This is a genomic window from Bacteroides caecicola, from assembly GCF_023337095.1.
GTDB classification, from domain to species: domain Bacteria; phylum Bacteroidota; class Bacteroidia; order Bacteroidales; family Bacteroidaceae; genus Phocaeicola; species Phocaeicola gallinarum.
On sequence record NZ_JAMBLM010000005.1, the window covers coordinates 19,761 to 35,145 of the forward strand.

General features: G+C 44.7%; 14 protein-coding genes. 7 read left to right on the plus strand and 7 right to left on the minus strand.

Annotated features, from left to right (window positions below):
* Nucleotides 1–5 precede the first annotated feature (5 nt).
* On the minus strand, nucleotides 6–1,238 hold the full coding sequence (gene serB / locus M3085_RS06100) for a phosphoserine phosphatase SerB (protein ID WP_178255877.1): 1,233 nt from the start codon (nucleotides 1,236–1,238) through the stop codon (nucleotides 6–8).
* A 269-nt stretch (nucleotides 1,239–1,507) separates the two neighbouring features.
* On the opposite strand from serB, the gene M3085_RS06105 reads away from it, so the two are divergent.
* Nucleotides 1,508–2,005: a thioredoxin family protein gene (locus tag M3085_RS06105; protein WP_178255878.1), complete on the plus strand. Its 498-nt coding sequence runs from the start codon at nucleotides 1,508–1,510 to the stop codon at nucleotides 2,003–2,005.
* 242 nt (nucleotides 2,006–2,247) lie between these two features.
* Here M3085_RS06105 and M3085_RS06110 read toward each other — a convergent pair whose 3' ends face one another.
* Genes M3085_RS06110 through lon form a run of 3 tightly spaced genes read right to left on the minus strand, consistent with a single transcriptional unit; the run spans nucleotide 2,248 to nucleotide 6,976 of the window.
* Entirely contained in the window at nucleotides 2,248–3,372 is a 1,125-nt protein-coding gene (locus M3085_RS06110; RefSeq protein ID WP_191709531.1) for an LptF/LptG family permease, read from the minus strand.
* Nucleotides 3,369–4,499 (minus strand): tRNA guanosine(34) transglycosylase Tgt, encoded by a 1,131-nt coding sequence (tgt, locus tag M3085_RS06115; protein ID WP_178256618.1) that lies wholly within the window; start codon nucleotides 4,497–4,499, stop codon nucleotides 3,369–3,371. Before tgt ends, M3085_RS06110 begins: the two co-directional genes overlap by 4 nt.
* Complete coding sequence (gene lon, locus M3085_RS06120) at nucleotides 4,496–6,976, minus strand: endopeptidase La (protein WP_249052536.1); 2,481 nt, start codon at nucleotides 6,974–6,976, stop codon at nucleotides 4,496–4,498. The genes tgt and lon overlap by 4 nt, the downstream gene beginning before the upstream one ends.
* 178 nt (nucleotides 6,977–7,154) lie before the next feature.
* On the opposite strand from lon, the gene M3085_RS06125 reads away from it, so the two are divergent.
* Nucleotides 7,155–7,871 carry a tRNA1(Val) (adenine(37)-N6)-methyltransferase gene (locus M3085_RS06125; protein ID WP_249052537.1) on the plus strand — a complete coding sequence of 239 codons (717 nt, stop codon included), beginning with the start codon at nucleotides 7,155–7,157 and terminating at the stop codon, nucleotides 7,869–7,871.
* Here the strand turns inward: M3085_RS06125 and M3085_RS06130 are convergent.
* Nucleotides 7,861–8,892, minus strand: a complete 1,032-nt coding sequence (locus M3085_RS06130) for a diacylglycerol/lipid kinase family protein (protein ID WP_178256615.1) — start codon at nucleotides 8,890–8,892, stop codon at nucleotides 7,861–7,863. The two genes, M3085_RS06125 and M3085_RS06130, sit on opposite strands and share 11 nt — an antisense overlap.
* Nucleotides 8,893–9,117: 225 nt before the next feature.
* Here M3085_RS06130 and spt point away from each other — a divergent pair, with 225 nt between their 5' ends.
* Nucleotides 9,118–10,305, plus strand: a complete 1,188-nt coding sequence (spt, locus tag M3085_RS06135) for a serine palmitoyltransferase (RefSeq protein WP_178256614.1) — start codon at nucleotides 9,118–9,120, stop codon at nucleotides 10,303–10,305.
* Nucleotides 10,306–10,394: 89 nt separating this feature from the next.
* On the opposite strand, the gene M3085_RS06140 is transcribed toward spt, so the two are convergent.
* The gene (locus M3085_RS06140) at nucleotides 10,395–11,222 is read right to left on the minus strand and encodes a Cof-type HAD-IIB family hydrolase (RefSeq protein ID WP_249052538.1); all 828 of its coding nucleotides are present in this window, start codon (nucleotides 11,220–11,222) and stop codon (nucleotides 10,395–10,397) included.
* A 414-nt stretch (nucleotides 11,223–11,636) separates the two neighbouring features.
* Between M3085_RS06140 and M3085_RS06145 the strand changes: the two genes are divergently transcribed.
* Entirely contained in the window at nucleotides 11,637–12,308 is a 672-nt protein-coding gene (locus tag M3085_RS06145; protein WP_178256612.1) for an MgtC/SapB family protein, read from the plus strand.
* Nucleotides 12,309–12,423: 115 nt separating this feature from the next.
* On the opposite strand, the gene M3085_RS06150 is transcribed toward M3085_RS06145, so the two are convergent.
* On the minus strand, nucleotides 12,424–12,642 hold the full coding sequence (locus tag M3085_RS06150) for a winged helix-turn-helix domain-containing protein (RefSeq protein WP_178256611.1): 219 nt from the start codon (nucleotides 12,640–12,642) through the stop codon (nucleotides 12,424–12,426).
* A gap of 242 nt (nucleotides 12,643–12,884) precedes the next feature.
* Between M3085_RS06150 and M3085_RS06155 the strand changes: the two genes are divergently transcribed.
* The 3 genes from M3085_RS06155 (at nucleotide 12,885) to atpC (ending at nucleotide 15,366) form a co-directional block, all read left to right on the plus strand.
* Entirely contained in the window at nucleotides 12,885–13,298 is a 414-nt protein-coding gene (locus M3085_RS06155) for a secondary thiamine-phosphate synthase enzyme YjbQ (RefSeq protein WP_178256610.1), read from the plus strand.
* Nucleotides 13,299–13,523: 225 nt separating this feature from the next.
* Nucleotides 13,524–15,053 carry a F0F1 ATP synthase subunit beta gene (gene atpD / locus M3085_RS06160; RefSeq protein WP_178256609.1) on the plus strand — a complete coding sequence of 510 codons (1,530 nt, stop codon included), beginning with the start codon at nucleotides 13,524–13,526 and terminating at the stop codon, nucleotides 15,051–15,053.
* 67 nt (nucleotides 15,054–15,120) lie between these two features.
* Complete coding sequence (atpC, locus tag M3085_RS06165) at nucleotides 15,121–15,366, plus strand: ATP synthase F1 subunit epsilon (protein WP_178256608.1); 246 nt, start codon at nucleotides 15,121–15,123, stop codon at nucleotides 15,364–15,366.
* Nucleotides 15,367–15,385 lie beyond the last annotated feature (19 nt).

Consider the following 15,385-nt stretch of genomic DNA (forward strand, 5'->3'; position numbering starts at 1 on the left):
TATGCTTATAGTTTGCCCCGTTCGTCGAGGTAAGAGTCTTTGAAACCGAGGAAATACAACACGCCGTCCAGTCCGATGGTGTTGATAGACTGGCGTGCGTTTGCCACCACTTTCGGTTTGGCATGAAAGGCAATGCCCAACCCTGCCACAGAAAGCATCGGCAGGTCATTTGCACCGTCGCCCACGGCGATGGTCTGCGCAATGTCGACTTTCTCCACCTGTGCGATAAGTTGCAGAAGCTCCGCTTTCCGTTTTCCGTCTACGATGTCTCCCACGTATCTGCCCGTAAGTTTCCCGTCTACGATTTCGAGCTGGTTGGCATATACATAATCTATACCGAACTTATCCTTCAGGTAATTGCCGAAATACGTGAAACCTCCCGACAGGATGGCTATTTTGTAGCCGTACTTCTTCAGCACGTACATCAGTCGTTCTACTCCCTCCGTGATGGGCAGGTTTTCGGCAATCTCTTTCATTACGCTTTCGTCCAGCCCTTTCAGCAAGGCAACCCTTTCTTTAAAACTTTCCCTGAAATCAATTTCACCGCGCATGGCTCTCTCCGTAATCTCCTTTACTTGTTCGCCTACGCCTGCCCGTATCGCCAGCTCATCAATAACCTCGGTTTCTATCAGTGTAGAGTCCATATCGAAACAAATCAACCGGCGCATACGGCGATACATATTGTCCAACTGGAACGAAAAATCCATTGAAAGCGAGCTGCTTAACTGCATCAGTTGGCTTTGCAGTTCCTCTTTGTTTTTCGGAGTGCCACGAACCGAAAGTTCGATACAAGCCCTTACGTTCGCTTTTTTCTCGTCCAGCGGAATACGTCCCGTCAGGCGCCGGATGCCATCGATGTTCAACTGGTGCTGCGCCAATATCTTGGTAGCTCCCGCTATCTGTGCGGCGGTCAGCTTTCTGCCCAGCAGGGTAAGAATGTACCGGTTTTTCCCTTGCATGTTTACCCATTCTTCATATTCCTCTGCCGAAATGGGATAAAAGCGGATGTTGATACCCAATGCAGATGCCTTGAAAAGCAGCTCCTTCATGATATTTCCCGAATCCTTGTCATGACATTTGAAAAGAATACCGAGCGAAAGCGTGCTATGAATATCAGCCTGACCGATATCCATAATGTCTACATCATATTCCGATAAGATTTCGGTGATTGAAGCCGTCAATCCCGGACGATCCACACCGCTGATGCGGATTAATATCAGTTCTGTTTTAGTTTCCATGGGGTTAATTTATCTATGCAAATGTACAAATTATATCGCTTTCGGGCGTATTTAGGGGGAGTTTTTATTAAACAAGTATAAAACTCATGCTGTAAAACATAAATTTTATTCGTTGTTTTTCGTTTTTTATTCGAAAAGATTTACCTTTGCACCGGATTTCCGAAGAGAAAGAGATATTTCTGTGGCAAGAGGTGTCTTGGAAATAATGTTCCGGGCGGAAATTACTGTAAAAGGACAGTCCCGGATAGTATTAACTAAAATCAAATTACATGATTAAAAATGTAAAATGGTTTTTTGTTGTATTAATAACCGGTTCCTTACTCTCTTTTTCATTCAGCAGAGAGAGTGTATTTACTGAGAAGCTGGCTGTGGGTACGAGAGTCCCCGAGTTGGCACTCTGCAACGAAGTGCAGCCGCTCAACCTGCACGCTGCCGATGGTAGTTACACCTTGTTGAGCTTTTGGGCAAGCTACGATGCAGCTTCGCGAATGACGAACGCAACGCTGAGTCATGCCGTAGAAAAAGATGCCCGCGTGAAGTTGATTTCCATTTCGTTCGACCGTTACCGCTCGGTTTTTGATGCGGCGGTACGTCAAGACGGGATAGACAAAGAGGTCTGTCATCTGGAAATGGAAGGGGAAGATTCGGAAGTATTCAAATCGTACGATTTGAAAAGCGGTTTTAAAAATTACTTGGTCGACAGCCGCGGAGTGATTGTTGCCAAGAACGTAACCGCAGACGAATTGGCCTTGTATCTTAACCGATAAGGCTCCCCGTTGGGAAAGAAAAAAGTGAATACAACAAAAAAAGCAAAAGTTGCAATGAAAGCGCGTTACGCAAATTCATTGCAACTTTTTTTATTGAGCCTGTCCCGAAAAACGCTACCGTTAGCGTGGGGCATTTCTTGCGGTAGCGTTGACCATTTCTACCCATAGTGTTGACCGGTTCTACCGTTAGTGTTTTTCAAGCTCACTGTGAAGATTGAATTGCTTCATTACCAACTTGTTCCCTACTTCGGTGCCTTGCGGTATAAATATACTGCTATAAAGACGTAAATGATGTTCGGAATCCAGACAGCAAGATTCGGATGCATATTGCCGTTGATGGCAAAAGTCGATGATATGGTTTGGAACAGAATGTACGAGAAACTCAGTCCGATACCGATACCCAAGTGTAATCCCATTCCACCTTTTCGCTTCTGCGAGGAGAGTGAAAGCCCGATAACGGTAAGGATGAACGCGGCAAACGAAGTGGCTATACGCCGATAGTATTCTACTTCGAACACCTTGATGTTGGCAAATCCGCGCTGTTTCTGTTTGTCGATATACTCCCTCAGCTGCGGGCTGGTCATGGTTTCCTGCTGGCCTCGGGTGATAAGAAAGTCCTGCGGCTCCATGTTGATGATAGAGTCGATACGGTCGCCTTTGGTGATGGTTTCCCGCATTCCCTTCATCTCGCGCAGCATGTAGTCTTTGATAATCCACTTATGTACCTGAGCCGTATCATAGGTAATCCGCCGGGCGGTAAGGTGGGAAACCAGCTTATGGTCTTCGAATTTGTCCAGCGAAAACCGATACCCCGTTTTATTATAATCTTCGTACCGTTCCATGTAGGCGATGACACCGCTGTCTACTTCAAGTTGGATGTTTCGGGCATAGTCGGACGATTTTTTATTCTTATACACCCGTTCGAACTCCAGTCGCGTTACGCTTCCCGTGGGTATGACTTCGGTACTTAGCACATAAGTAACCAGCGCAATGATGGCAGCAGAAATCATGTAAGGCACCATCAGCCGCTTGAAACTCATGCCCGTAGAAAACATGGCGATGATTTCGGAGTTTTCCGCCAGCTTCGAGGTGAAGAAAATAACGGCGATAAACACAAACAGCGGGCTGAACAGGTTGGTGTAGTAGGGGATGAAGTTCAGGTAATAATCGAAGGCAATAGCCTTGAGCGGCGCTTTGTTCTTGATAAAGTCATCAATGTTTTCATTGATGTCAAACACAACGGCGATTGAAATAATCAGCGCGATGGCAAAGAAATAAGTACCTAAGAACTTGACGATGATGTACCTGTCAAGCCTCTTCAGCCACTTTTGTTTGAACAGTTGTTTTATGTTTACCGGTATTTTCATAATCGTGTAGACAAGCGTTTTACCATCATGGGTTTCCACGTAGAGAAATCTCCTGCAATGATATGTTTGCGGGCTTCTTTTACCAGCCATAAGTAGAAGGCAAGGTTGTGGATAGAAGCGATTTGTAGGGCAAGAAGTTCTTGTGCATGGAAGAGATGGCGCAAATAAGCACGGCTGTATGCGGTATCAACGTACGAAGCTCCGTCTGCTTCGATGGGGGAATAGTCGTTCTCCCATTTCTTGTTGCGCATGTTCATGATGCCATCTTTTGTAAAGAGCATACCGTTACGCCCGTTGCGCGTAGGCATCACACAGTCGAACATATCCACACCTCGCTCGATACCCTCTAAGATGTTGACAGGCGTACCCACTCCCATCAGATAGCGCGGACGGTCGGCAGGCAGTATCTCGTTGACCACCTCAATCATCTCATACATCTTCTCGGTCGGTTCGCCTACCGCAAGTCCGCCGATAGCATTTCCGTCGGCATTCTTAGACGCAATGTATTCGGCAGAACGCCGGCGCAAATCCGGATAAACGCAACCTTGCACGATGGGGAAAAGAGACTGGTTATATCCGTATTTAGGCTCTGTTTCGTTAAAGCGCGTAATGCAACGGTCCAGCCAGCGGTGAGTCAGCTCCATTGATTTCTTGGCATAGTTATAATCAGACGTTCCCGGTGCACATTCATCAAACGCCATCATGATATCCGCACCGATGGTACGTTCGATATCCATCACTCTTTCGGGTGTAAACAAATGTTTTGAACCGTCGATGTGGGAACGGAACTCCACGCCTTCTTCCTTCATCTTCCGGATACCCGAAAGCGAGAACACTTGGAATCCTCCACTGTCGGTCAGCATCGGGCGGTCGAATCCGTTGAATTTATGCAAGCCTCCTGCTCCTTCGATGATGTCTAACCCCGGACGCAAATAAAGATGGTAGGTATTCCCCAAAATTATTTGCGCCTTAATATCTTCTTTTAACTCACGCAAGTGTACGCCTTTTACCGTGCCGGCGGTTCCCACAGGCATAAAGATAGGTGTTTCTATCTGCCCGTGGTCGGTAGTGATTAATCCGGCACGCGCATTCGAGCGTGCATCTGTGTATTGCAGTTCAAATTTCATTTCTTTTCTTCTTTCTGTTCCTCGGTTACGGTAAAATCAATGGCATCTGCCACTTTCTCATCGGTCAATGCCAAATCTAATACCTCCTTGATGTCTTTTACATAATGGAAAGTCAAGCCTTGCAGATACAACGGCTGTATTTCCTCTATGTTTTTACGGTTTTCCTCGCAAAGGATAATATCCTTGATACCGGCACGTTTGGCAGCCAGAATTTTTTCCTTGATACCGCCTACGGGCAATACCTTTCCGCGCAAGGTAATTTCTCCTGTCATTGCCAGATTAGGTTTAACTTTTCGTTGGGTCAATGCAGAAGCCAGTGAGGTAACCATTGTAATGCCTGCCGAAGGCCCGTCTTTAGGAATTGCACCTTCGGGCACATGGATATGAATATTCCAATTATCGAAAATACCTTCCGGCAAGTCTAACAAATGGCTATGTGATTTCAGGTATTCCAGTGCCAGCATTGCCGATTCTTTCATCACGTCTCCCAGATTACCTGTAAGCGTGAGCCGGCTTCCTTTTCCTTTGCTCAGACTGGTTTCAACAAAAAGTATTTCTCCTCCCACGGCCGTCCAAGCCAATCCGGTAACCACTCCGGCATATTCATTGCCTTGATACTTGTCACGAGAGTATTCAGGTGTACCGAGATAGTTCGGAATATCAGACGGTTTCAACTCGTGTTGTTCAGTAAATTTGTCGCTTGCTATCTCCAGCGCAATTTTCCGCATCACTTTGTTGATTTTCTTTTCCAGCTCACGCACTCCGCTTTCACGGGTGTAGTTTTCAATGATGTATTCGATGGCAGCCTTTGTGAACTTAACGTGTTCTTTTTTCAGTCCGTTTGTTTCCATTTCTTTCGGAATCAAATGGCGGCGTGCTATCTCAATTTTTTCTTCGGTGATGTATCCGCTGACTTCTATCAACTCCATGCGGTCGAGCAAGGGAGTAGGAATCGTAGATAAGTTATTTGCAGTGGCGATAAACATGACTTTCGACAAATCATAATCGATGTCAATGTAATTATCGTGGAACGTATTGTTCTGTTCCGGATCAAGCACTTCGAGCATAGCCGAACTTGGGTCTCCCTGACGGTCTCTGCCTAATTTATCAATTTCATCCAAGATAACTACCGGATTTGAGGTTTCAGCTTTTATCAGACTCTTGATAATACGTCCCGGCATCGCACCTATATAAGTTTTGCGATGTCCTCGAATCTCTGCTTCATCGTGTACTCCACCCAATGACATACGCACATATTTCCGTTTCAACGAAGCTGCGATAGAACGTCCCAAAGATGTTTTTCCTACTCCCGGAGGTCCGTACAAGCAAATGATGGGAGATTTCAAATCGCCCTTCAGCTTCAATACCGCCAAATGTTCCAATATACGTTCTTTTACTTTTTCCAGTCCGTAATGGTCTTTATTCAGAATCTTTTCGGCGTTTGTTATGTTAATGACATCGGTTGTATAAACATCCCACGGCAACGCAAGCAGTGTTTGCAGGTAAGTCAGTTGCACGTTATAGTCCGGCGATTGCGGATTGATGCGTTCAAGTTTGCTTACCTCGCGTTCGAAGATTTCGGCAACTTCTTTTTTCCAGTGTTTCTGTTCACCTTTTTGGCGGAGTTCGTCTATCTCATCGTTCTGTCCGTTCCCCAGCTCGTCTTGGATGTTTTTTATCTGCTGTTGCAAGAAGTATTCACGCTGCTGGCGGTCAATTTCCTCGCGTGTACGCATTTGGATGCTTTGCTTCAAGGCAGCCAGTTGGACTTCCTTATTCAATATCTGAATAAGCCGGTATAATCGTTCCTTCAGCGTATTGAGGTCGAGCAATTCAAACTTTTCTTCGATGGAAAAAGGGAAATTCGTACATACGAAGTTCACCAATAATTCCGAGTTATCCAAATTTTTAATGGCAAACGAAGTGTCCGGACTCATGTGTTCCGACGTTTCGACAAACTTCAGACACTGTTCGCGGCAGGTATCCATCAATGCCTTAAACTCATCCGAATCTTCCGCCTCCATTGTTTCTTTTATAGGCGTTACTTTGCCTTTGAGGTAAGGACGTACGGAGGTTATTTCATCTAAATGGACTTTAGGCCCGTTAGCCTGAAGAATAACCGTAGTGTTTCCTCCCGGCATTTCGAATACACGTAAAACCTTGCCTATAACAGCCGTAGGGTAGAGGTCTTTGTACCCCGGATTTTCCACTTCGCTGAGCTTTTGTGTAGCAATAACGATAGAGGAACTATTTTTTAAAGCAGCGTTTACCAGCTTCAGTGTGGTGCGGCGTCCTGCCGTAATAGGCATGACAACCGATGGAAACATAACCATGTTGCGTAAAGTCATAACCGGAAACTCCTGCTCCAGTTCTTCTTCCGTTACTTCTCTTGGCACTGTTTCTATTTCAGCCAACATCGAAATGTCTTCGCTGTCTGTGTTCATTAGAATATTTTCTTTTCGACTTTTTTTTATCATAATCTCATTCAGTAGTGTGTTTGGCTTTTTCAAAAGCGGCTACAAAGTTAATCATTCTGCATTAAATACGGAACAAACAGGGGCGGCAAATACATTAATAATAGTGAATATATACTGAATTGTTCGCAGATAAACATCATTTTGCTTACTTTTGGCGCGCAAACAAGTTTTCGGTTATATGGCAAATCCTTATTTTAAATTTAAGCAATTTACGGTTTATCACGATAAATGTGCCATGAAGGTTGGTACAGACGGAGTTTTGATAGGTGCTTGGGCAGACGTTTCGCGTGCGGAAAAAATATTGGATGTGGGTACAGGAAGCGGTTTGATTGCATTGATGATTGCCCAGCGTTGCGATGCTTCTGTGTTAGGGATTGATATTGACGAAGACGCGGTGATTCAAGCCCGGGAAAACGTGATGGCATCGCAGTGGAGCGGGCAGATTACCATTGCCCGGCAAGACGTACGGGTGATGGCAAACGAGTGCGACACAAAGTTTGATGTCATTTTATCCAACCCTCCGTATTTTGCAGAAGACGTGAAATGTCCCGAAGCACAGCGGAACACAGCGCGGCATACCGATGAACTTGATTTCCATTCTCTTTTGCAGGCTGTATCCGTGCTTTTAACCGATGATGGAACATTCTCCGTTGTTCTGCCGGCCAATGCAGCCTCCGATTTTATTGCGCTTGCCACAAAGTTCAAGCTGTTCTTGAGTAAGCAAACGTGGGTTTACACCAAACCGAATATGCCTGCAAAGCGAGTGTTGATGGCGTTTTCGAGAGATAAATCAACCGAAACGCAGGTCGGACACCTTACGATAGAAACAGCTCCTAAAGTCTATACTCCGGAATTTACCGCACTGATGAAAGACTTTTATCTTTTTATTTCTTAGACAGCCTTCTCAGTATATTCTGGTTGAGCATGAGTAATTGCTTGTGTCTGTCCGATATAGTCGTGCTGATGGGGCGTCTTCCTATGAAGTCGGTAAAGTGCTGTAAAATATTGAACGGCTGTTCATACATCCTTGCGGGCTTCATCGGTGCAATAACATGCAGTCCCTGATGAACGATTTCCACCTTTAGGTCTTTTCCTCCCATAGCGGGGTCGCCATCAAAATGAAAGACTCCTTCTTTGGCCCGGTGGATGATAATACGGTCATCTCGCATGGTTTTGATGCAACTGTTCTGGTCGATGGTCTTATTAAAAAGCTGAAACGACAACGACGGGACGTCTAACACCGTAAAAGGTTCTAATACCGTAATATCCATCATTCCGTCGGTCAGTGATGCTTGAGGGGCAATGTAAGCATTGTTCCCATATTGCGAAGCGTTGGCGCAAGCTATTAAGAAAGCCTTATAGCGTACCGTTCCAGTCGAATTTTCTATTTCGTATGTTTCAGGACGATACCTCAGGCTTTCGTGCAGGGTGTTTTCCAGATAAGTCAGTAACCCCCGCTTGCCGGAATCGGCAAATTTCAAACTTACGAAAGCGTCGAATCCCACCCCGCACGTACAGAAAAACGGACGCCCGTCTATAATCCCGTAATCGATGTTCTTGATAATACCCGCGTTAAGCGTATAAATAGCCCCTTTGGGGTCCATTGGGATATGTAAATGCCGGGCAAGTCCATTTCCCGAACCGCAAGGGATGATACCCAGTGCGGTGTCAGTATGGATAAGTGAACGTCCTATTTCATTGATAGTACCGTCTCCGCCAATGGCTACTACGATGTCTACATGCTCTTTTACAGCTTGTCTCGCAATTTCCGTTGCATGTCCTGCATACTCGGTCTTGCGTATGGAATAGTCGTATTTCGAGCGGTCTATCAGTTCATTAATCAGCCGCAGTATAATTTCTTTTCCGTTAGTTCCCGAAATAGGGTTTATTATAAACGTAATGCGTTTCTTCTCCATCTTTTTTGAGGTTTATCCTGAAAAAATCAGGTTACAAAAGTAACATTCTTAATTTTAAAATCCTTACTTTGTTATGGATAAATTGGTATCTTGCTAAGTTTTTTTTTAGTCGATTGTGTACGTGTTAGGATAAATTGTTATCTTTGCGCGATATTTCTTAACAGGATATTGGCGAGTATTAATAATTTATTATAAACAGCCGGAAACGGTTTACCAAAATAAAATATGGGAATATTACAAGAAAGACTGAGCAGATACAGAGTGCCTCAAATGTATATGGAGAGAGGCGTATATCCTTATTTTCGTGAGATAGACAGCGCTCAGGACACAGAAGTAATGATGGACGGGAAAAAAGTCCTGATGTTTGGTTCTAATTCTTATATGGGACTGACTTACGACAAACGCATTATCGAGGCAGCCATTGCTGCAACCCGTAAGTATGGTACAGGATGTGCAGGGTCTCGTTTGTTGAACGGTACGCTTGATATTCATATTGAATTGGAAAAGGAGCTGGCGGAGTTTGTAGGAAAAGATGAAGCACTTTGTTTCTCTACGGGATTTACGGTAAACGAGGGAGTTATCCCCCAGTTAGCGGGAAGAGGTGATTACATTATTTGTGATGACCGCGACCATGCGTCTATTGTCGACGGACGTCGTCTTTCGTTTGCTACTCAGTTGAAGTACAAGCATAATGATATGGATGCTTTGGAAAAAGAACTTCAGAAATGCGAACCCGATGCGCTGAAGTTAATCGTGGTAGACAGTGTTTTCTCGATGGAAGGCGACTTGGCTAATTTGCCCGAAATCGTAAGGCTGAAAAAGAAATATAATGCTTGTATTTATGTAGACGAGGCTCACGGTTTGGGCGTGTTCGGAAGAAACGGACGCGGTGTGTGTGACCACTTCGGACTGACGGCAGACATTGACCTTATCATGGGTACATTCAGTAAGTCGCTGGCTTCTATCGGCGGTTTTGTTGCAGGTGATAAAGATGTAATCAACTGGTTGCGCCACAATGCACGTTCTTATATTTTCCAAGCAAGTAATACTCCGGCAGCCACGGCAGCGGCTAAAGAGGCGCTCCATATCCTGAAAACAGAGCCGGAACGTCAGGAAAACCTGTGGAAGATAACTAACTACGCTTTAAAGCGTTTCCGCGATGCCGGGTTTGAGATAGGCGATACCGAAAGCCCGATTATCCCCTTGTACGTACGCGATACTGATAAAACGTTCGAGGTAACCAAGCTGGCTTTCGACGAAGGTGTGTTTATCAATCCGGTGATTCCGCCTGCATGTGCGCCCCAAGACACGCTGGTTCGTTTCGCACTGATGGCTACGCATACGCAAGAGCAAGTTGATTTTGCTATTGATAAGCTGGTTAAATGCTTTAAGCAACTGGATATTTTGAAATAACCGAAAGGCTTTTCTTTATAAAAATCGGGAGAATGTTTTTACGACATCCTCCCGATTTTTTTGTTTCAGTATTTTCCCCGGCCTGCTGCTTACAGAGAAGATGGGCTGTTATCCAGATAAAATTTCTCTACGGCGTATGCCACACCATCTTCTTCATTGGAAAGAGTGATAAAGTCTGCGGCTTGTTTTACGACGTCTTGCGCGTTCTCCATCGCAATGCCTAATCCGGCGTATTGAATCATAGACAGGTCATTGAACCCGTCGCCTATGGCGATCATCTCGTTTTTCGTCATGCCGATTTCTTCCAGCAATACAGACAGCGATTGCGCTTTGTCGATACCTTTGGGCACTAACTCCAGAAAGTAAGGCTCTGAGCGGAACACCCCCATGCGGTCTTTTAATTTTTCATACATTTCTTTTTCAAGAAGAGCGAGCCGGGAAGGTTCGCCTACTATCAGGCATTTCGTGATGGGATGTTTCACAGCCTCCAGAAAGTTGTCTACTTTCTTTATTTTCATAACGTTGAGCAGCGCTTCCTTTAATACATATTCATCATCGGGCTTTTCTGTCAATACGTACTCGTTTTCATAAGTAACGATGGCAAAATCGTTTTCTTTGGCACAGCGGTACAGGTAGGGCAGCAAATCGCTGTCGAGTTGCTTTTCATACATCAGTTCGCGTGTTGTCCAATCAATGATTTCACCCCCGTTATAAGCCAATATGTAGCCCTCGTATTTTTGCAGTTCCAGCTCGTTCGCCAGCGGAGCAACGCCATACGTGGGGCGTCCGGAAGCAAGTACGACTTTCAGTCCGGCTTCTTGGGCTTTTATCAGCGTTTCTTTCGTGTGCCGGGTTATTTCTTTTTTCGAGTTGGTTAAAGTACCGTCTAAATCCAATACCAAAAGTTTATATTTCATACGAAAAGATTAAGTGATGAGATTTTGTTTGCAAATATAATATAATACTTTGAATATCTTCTCGGATTCAGGGCTTTGAAACTGTTTAAACTTCATTTGTCAGGCGAAAATGCGGGAAGAAATAGGCTGCCGCTATACCCCGAAAAACGCTACCGTTAGTGTTACCCCGCCCATGCGGATGCGCTGACTGTTTCTATTCGTAGTGTTTATCGGTTCTACCGTTAGTGTTTTCAAGTTTCAAACTTAGCCGGGGGAAATTAAGAAAGTAGCTGTAAATCAGATATGTATCAGGAATGCCCTCCGCATGTCTTGCGGATGCCTGTCATCGCTTGATAACATTGGTGGAAATTGTTGTATGATATATCCGATTTTTTCCCTAACTTGCGGAAATAAAGATAAAGAAAGGTTTTTGGTATGAATTTATATACAGATTTTGTTCTCAGGCTTTTTGTAGCAGGCATGATGGGGGTAATGATTGGTCTGGAGCGAGAGTATCGCGCCAAAGAAGCAGGGTATCGCACTCATTTTCTGGTGGCGTTAGGCAGCGCTCTGCTGATGATTGTGTCGCAATATGGTTTTTCCGATGTGTTGAAGAAAGATTTAATCCATCTCGACCCCAGCCGTTTGGCATCCCAAGTGGTGAGCGGCATTGGCTTTATCGGTGCGGGTACGATTATTTTACTGCAAAAGCAAGTGGTGAGAGGGCTGACCACTGCTGCCGGTGTATGGGCTACTTCCGGCATCGGACTGGCGATAGGCGCAGGAATGTATGTTATCGGCATATCGGCCACACTGATGGTTCTCATCGGGCTGGAGGTGTTGAGCCGTTGCTTTAAAAGTTTCGGGATGCGGAATATGATTATTGAGTTTTCGACGGAAAACGAAGAGATACTGAAAGACGTTTCGGCAAAATTTAATTCGAAAGATTATCAGGTTTCGTCGTATGAGATGAATCATTCATACGAAGACGGCAGGAAGATGTTTCACGTCAGCATGGTGATTAAGGCAAAGCGCATGAATGAAGAAGGATTGCTGCTGATGTTTCTGAACGATTTTCCGGGCGTAAGAGTAAATAAGATAGTGTGAGAGACGGCATCAATAAACAAGGATATTCCAAAAAACGCCGAGGGCGACATTTGTTTTGGAATATCCTTGCTGTTGTAAATCTTTTTCTTTCCGACTTTGTAAACAGAAAAGGCGCTTATCCGATGTAAACATTTACGTGAAGAAATAATTTGTCTTGGTTTTCATTTATGTCGAAATCTATTTTGTCTTCACGCGCCAACCATCCGATAGCTGCGTTAAGGTCTCTGTCTGATAAGCCAGAGGCTTCTTTAAGGTCTTCGTAATTCCAGTGAGCATTGTCCTTTAAGATATTCCAGACAATGCCTGCGTTTGTGCCAATCTGAATCTTGTCCATAGTTGTCTTGTTTTATAGAGTTGTTATTAATTTATTGTCTATGAAGCAAAAATATATAGAAATTGTTTTATAAACAAATATTTCTTTATTTAATTTGTAATGGGAAGACTGAAGCGAATGTTGAGCCCGGTTTGGGTATGAAGAAAAAGGCGGTGGTGATAAAACGGGTATTCATTTTGCGTATGCCGGTCTGACGGATAATCTGTATTTCCGTGGCAAACTTTATATACATTATTATATATATGATACAACAAACAGAATTTGTGTTAAGACCTCGTGCACGAGGCTTTCATTTGATAACCGGAGAGGTGGCAGCCCATTTGCCGAACCTTCCCCGTGTGGGGCTTGTAAATCTTTTTATTCAGCATACCAGTGCCGCATTGTCTGTCAACGAGAATTGCGACCCCGATGTGCGCGGCGACATGGAGAAGATTTTTAATAATCTGGTAAAAGAGCGGGAGTCGTGGTACGACCATACGCTGGAAGGCTGGGACGACATGCCCGCCCATGCCAAGTCGACGATTGTAGGTGCAAGCCTCACGATACCCATCACCGACGGGCGTTTTAATCTGGGCACATGGCAGGGAATTTACCTCTGTGAGTTCAGAAATCACGGCGGAGGCAGACACATTGTGGCTACGGTGATAGGCGAATGATGCCTTTAGGAGAACCCCTGAAAGGTGATTTGTAAGGTTTTTGTGTGAAAAAGTGTTTATAAATATCGGTCGGCATAAAATGAAGCAGGCAGATTTTCTTGATTTATGGTATATATTTACATTTTGCGGCTAAAAAATGTTACTCGATAGTACACTTTTGAAAGATTATTTTTTAAATTTGCGGTACAGAATTAGTCAAACATTTAACAAACTAATAGGAAGCTTATGTCAAAAATCGTTGGACATATTTCACAGGTAATCGGTCCGGTGGTCGACGTTCACTTCAAGTTGAAGGGAGGACAGGACGCTGAACGTGCTTTGCCTAATATCCACGATGCGTTGACCATCACACGTAAGGATGGTCGTACGCTGGTAGTGGAAGTGCAGCAGCATATTGGTGAAGACACGGTGCGTACCGTTGCAATGGACAGTACGGACGGATTACAGCGTGGAATGGAAGTCATGACTACCGGTCAGTCTATCACGATGCCGGTGGGTAATCAAATTAAGGGACGCGTGATGAATGTCGTTGGTGACGCTATTGACGGAATGCGAGAGTTGGAAAAGAAAGACGGCTTTCCTATCCATCGCGAACCGCCGAAATTTGAAGATTTGGCGACAACTCAGGAAGTCCTGTTTACGGGTATTAAAGTTATCGACCTTTTGGAACCTTATCTGAAGGGAGGTAAAATCGGTTTGTTTGGTGGAGCCGGTGTTGGAAAAACCGTGCTTATCAAAGAATTGATTAACAACATTGCCAAGCGGCACAATGGATTTTCCGTGTTTGCAGGAGTAGGAGAACGTACCCGTGAAGGTAACGACTTGCTGCGCGAAATGATTGAGTCAGGCGTAATTCGTTATGGCGATGAGTTCCTGAAAAGCATGGAAGAAGGAAATTGGGACTTGTCGAAAGTAGATTATAACGAAGTGGAAAAATCGCAGGTGGCAATGGTGTTCGGGCAGATGAATGAGCCTCCCGGCGCACGTCAGTCAGTAGCACTTTCCGGCTTGACGCTTGCCGAATCTTTCCGCGACCGCAAGACGGGAGATAACGGACCGCGTGATATATTGTTCTTCATTGATAATATATTCCGTTTCACTCAGGCAGGTTCGGAAGTTTCAGCATTGCTGGGACGTATGCCTTCTGCCGTAGGTTATCAGCCAACGTTGGCTACGGAAATGGGACAGATGCAGGAGCGAATCACCTCTACCAAGAATGGATCTATTACTTCTGTACAGGCTGTCTATGTCCCTGCCGACGACTTGACCGACCCGGCTCCGGCTACTACTTTTACTCACTTGGACGCAACCACTGTGTTGAGCCGTAAGATTACGGAGTTAGGTATTTATCCGGCTGTTGACCCGTTGGATTCTACATCTCGTATTCTTGACCCGCTGATTGTAGGTAAAGAACATTACGAAACTGCCCAACGAGTAAAACAGATTCTTCAACGCAATAAGGAGTTGCAGGATATCATCTCTATCTTGGGTATGGATGAACTTTCGGATGAAGACCGTTTGACTGTGAACCGTGCCCGTCGTGTACAGCGATTCCTCTCACAGCCCTTTGCCGTGGCAGAACAGTTTACAGGTGTTCCGGGCGTGATGGTTTCTATCGAGGATACAATTAAAGGATTCAAGATGATTCTGGACGGTGAGGTGGATTACTTACCCGAACAGGCATTCTTGAATGTGGGTACCATCGAAGATGCCATAGCGAAAGGAAAGAAATTGCTGGAGGCAGCTAAAGGATAATTTTAAGTTTTTAGGGCTTGTAGCTTAAAACAGGCTCATGGCTCGGAAACTCAAAAATAAGTTAATTATGAAAGAACTTCATCTGGTTATTGTTTCACCCGAACGTACCGTTTACGATGGAAAAGCGGATTCGGTGGTATTGCCGGGAGAATTAGGAGAATTTCAGGTTTTGGTAAACCATGCTCCGATAATATCGTCGTTGGTAGCGGGAGAAGTGAGATATGTGGCCGGAAAGGAAACACACTCTTTAGAAATAAAGGGAGGATTCGTAGAAGTTAGAGATAATCAGATTTCAGTCTGCGCAGAGCTTTGAAAAGAGTGGAAGCGGACGT

Excerpts from the sequence above, each read along its gene's own strand:
- serB (WP_178255877.1), bottom strand. The coding sequence starts at position 1,238 with ATGGAAACTAAAACAGAACTGATATTAATCCGCATCAGCGGTGTGGAT.
- M3085_RS06105 (WP_178255878.1), top strand. The coding sequence starts at position 1,508 with ATGATTAAAAATGTAAAATGGTTTTTTGTTGTATTAATAACCGGTTCC.
- M3085_RS06110 (WP_191709531.1), bottom strand. The coding sequence starts at position 3,372 with ATGAAAATACCGGTAAACATAAAACAACTGTTCAAACAAAAGTGGCTG.
- tgt (WP_178256618.1), bottom strand. The coding sequence starts at position 4,499 with ATGAAATTTGAACTGCAATACACAGATGCACGCTCGAATGCGCGTGCC.
- lon (WP_249052536.1), bottom strand. The coding sequence starts at position 6,976 with ATGATAAAAAAAAGTCGAAAAGAAAATATTCTAATGAACACAGACAGC.
- M3085_RS06125 (WP_249052537.1), top strand. The coding sequence starts at position 7,155 with ATGGCAAATCCTTATTTTAAATTTAAGCAATTTACGGTTTATCACGAT.
- M3085_RS06130 (WP_178256615.1), bottom strand. The coding sequence starts at position 8,892 with ATGGAGAAGAAACGCATTACGTTTATAATAAACCCTATTTCGGGAACT.
- spt (WP_178256614.1), top strand. The coding sequence starts at position 9,118 with ATGGGAATATTACAAGAAAGACTGAGCAGATACAGAGTGCCTCAAATG.
- M3085_RS06140 (WP_249052538.1), bottom strand. The coding sequence starts at position 11,222 with ATGAAATATAAACTTTTGGTATTGGATTTAGACGGTACTTTAACCAAC.
- M3085_RS06145 (WP_178256612.1), top strand. The coding sequence starts at position 11,637 with ATGAATTTATATACAGATTTTGTTCTCAGGCTTTTTGTAGCAGGCATG.
- M3085_RS06150 (WP_178256611.1), bottom strand. The coding sequence starts at position 12,642 with ATGGACAAGATTCAGATTGGCACAAACGCAGGCATTGTCTGGAATATC.
- M3085_RS06155 (WP_178256610.1), top strand. The coding sequence starts at position 12,885 with ATGATACAACAAACAGAATTTGTGTTAAGACCTCGTGCACGAGGCTTT.
- atpD (WP_178256609.1), top strand. The coding sequence starts at position 13,524 with ATGTCAAAAATCGTTGGACATATTTCACAGGTAATCGGTCCGGTGGTC.
- atpC (WP_178256608.1), top strand. The coding sequence starts at position 15,121 with ATGAAAGAACTTCATCTGGTTATTGTTTCACCCGAACGTACCGTTTAC.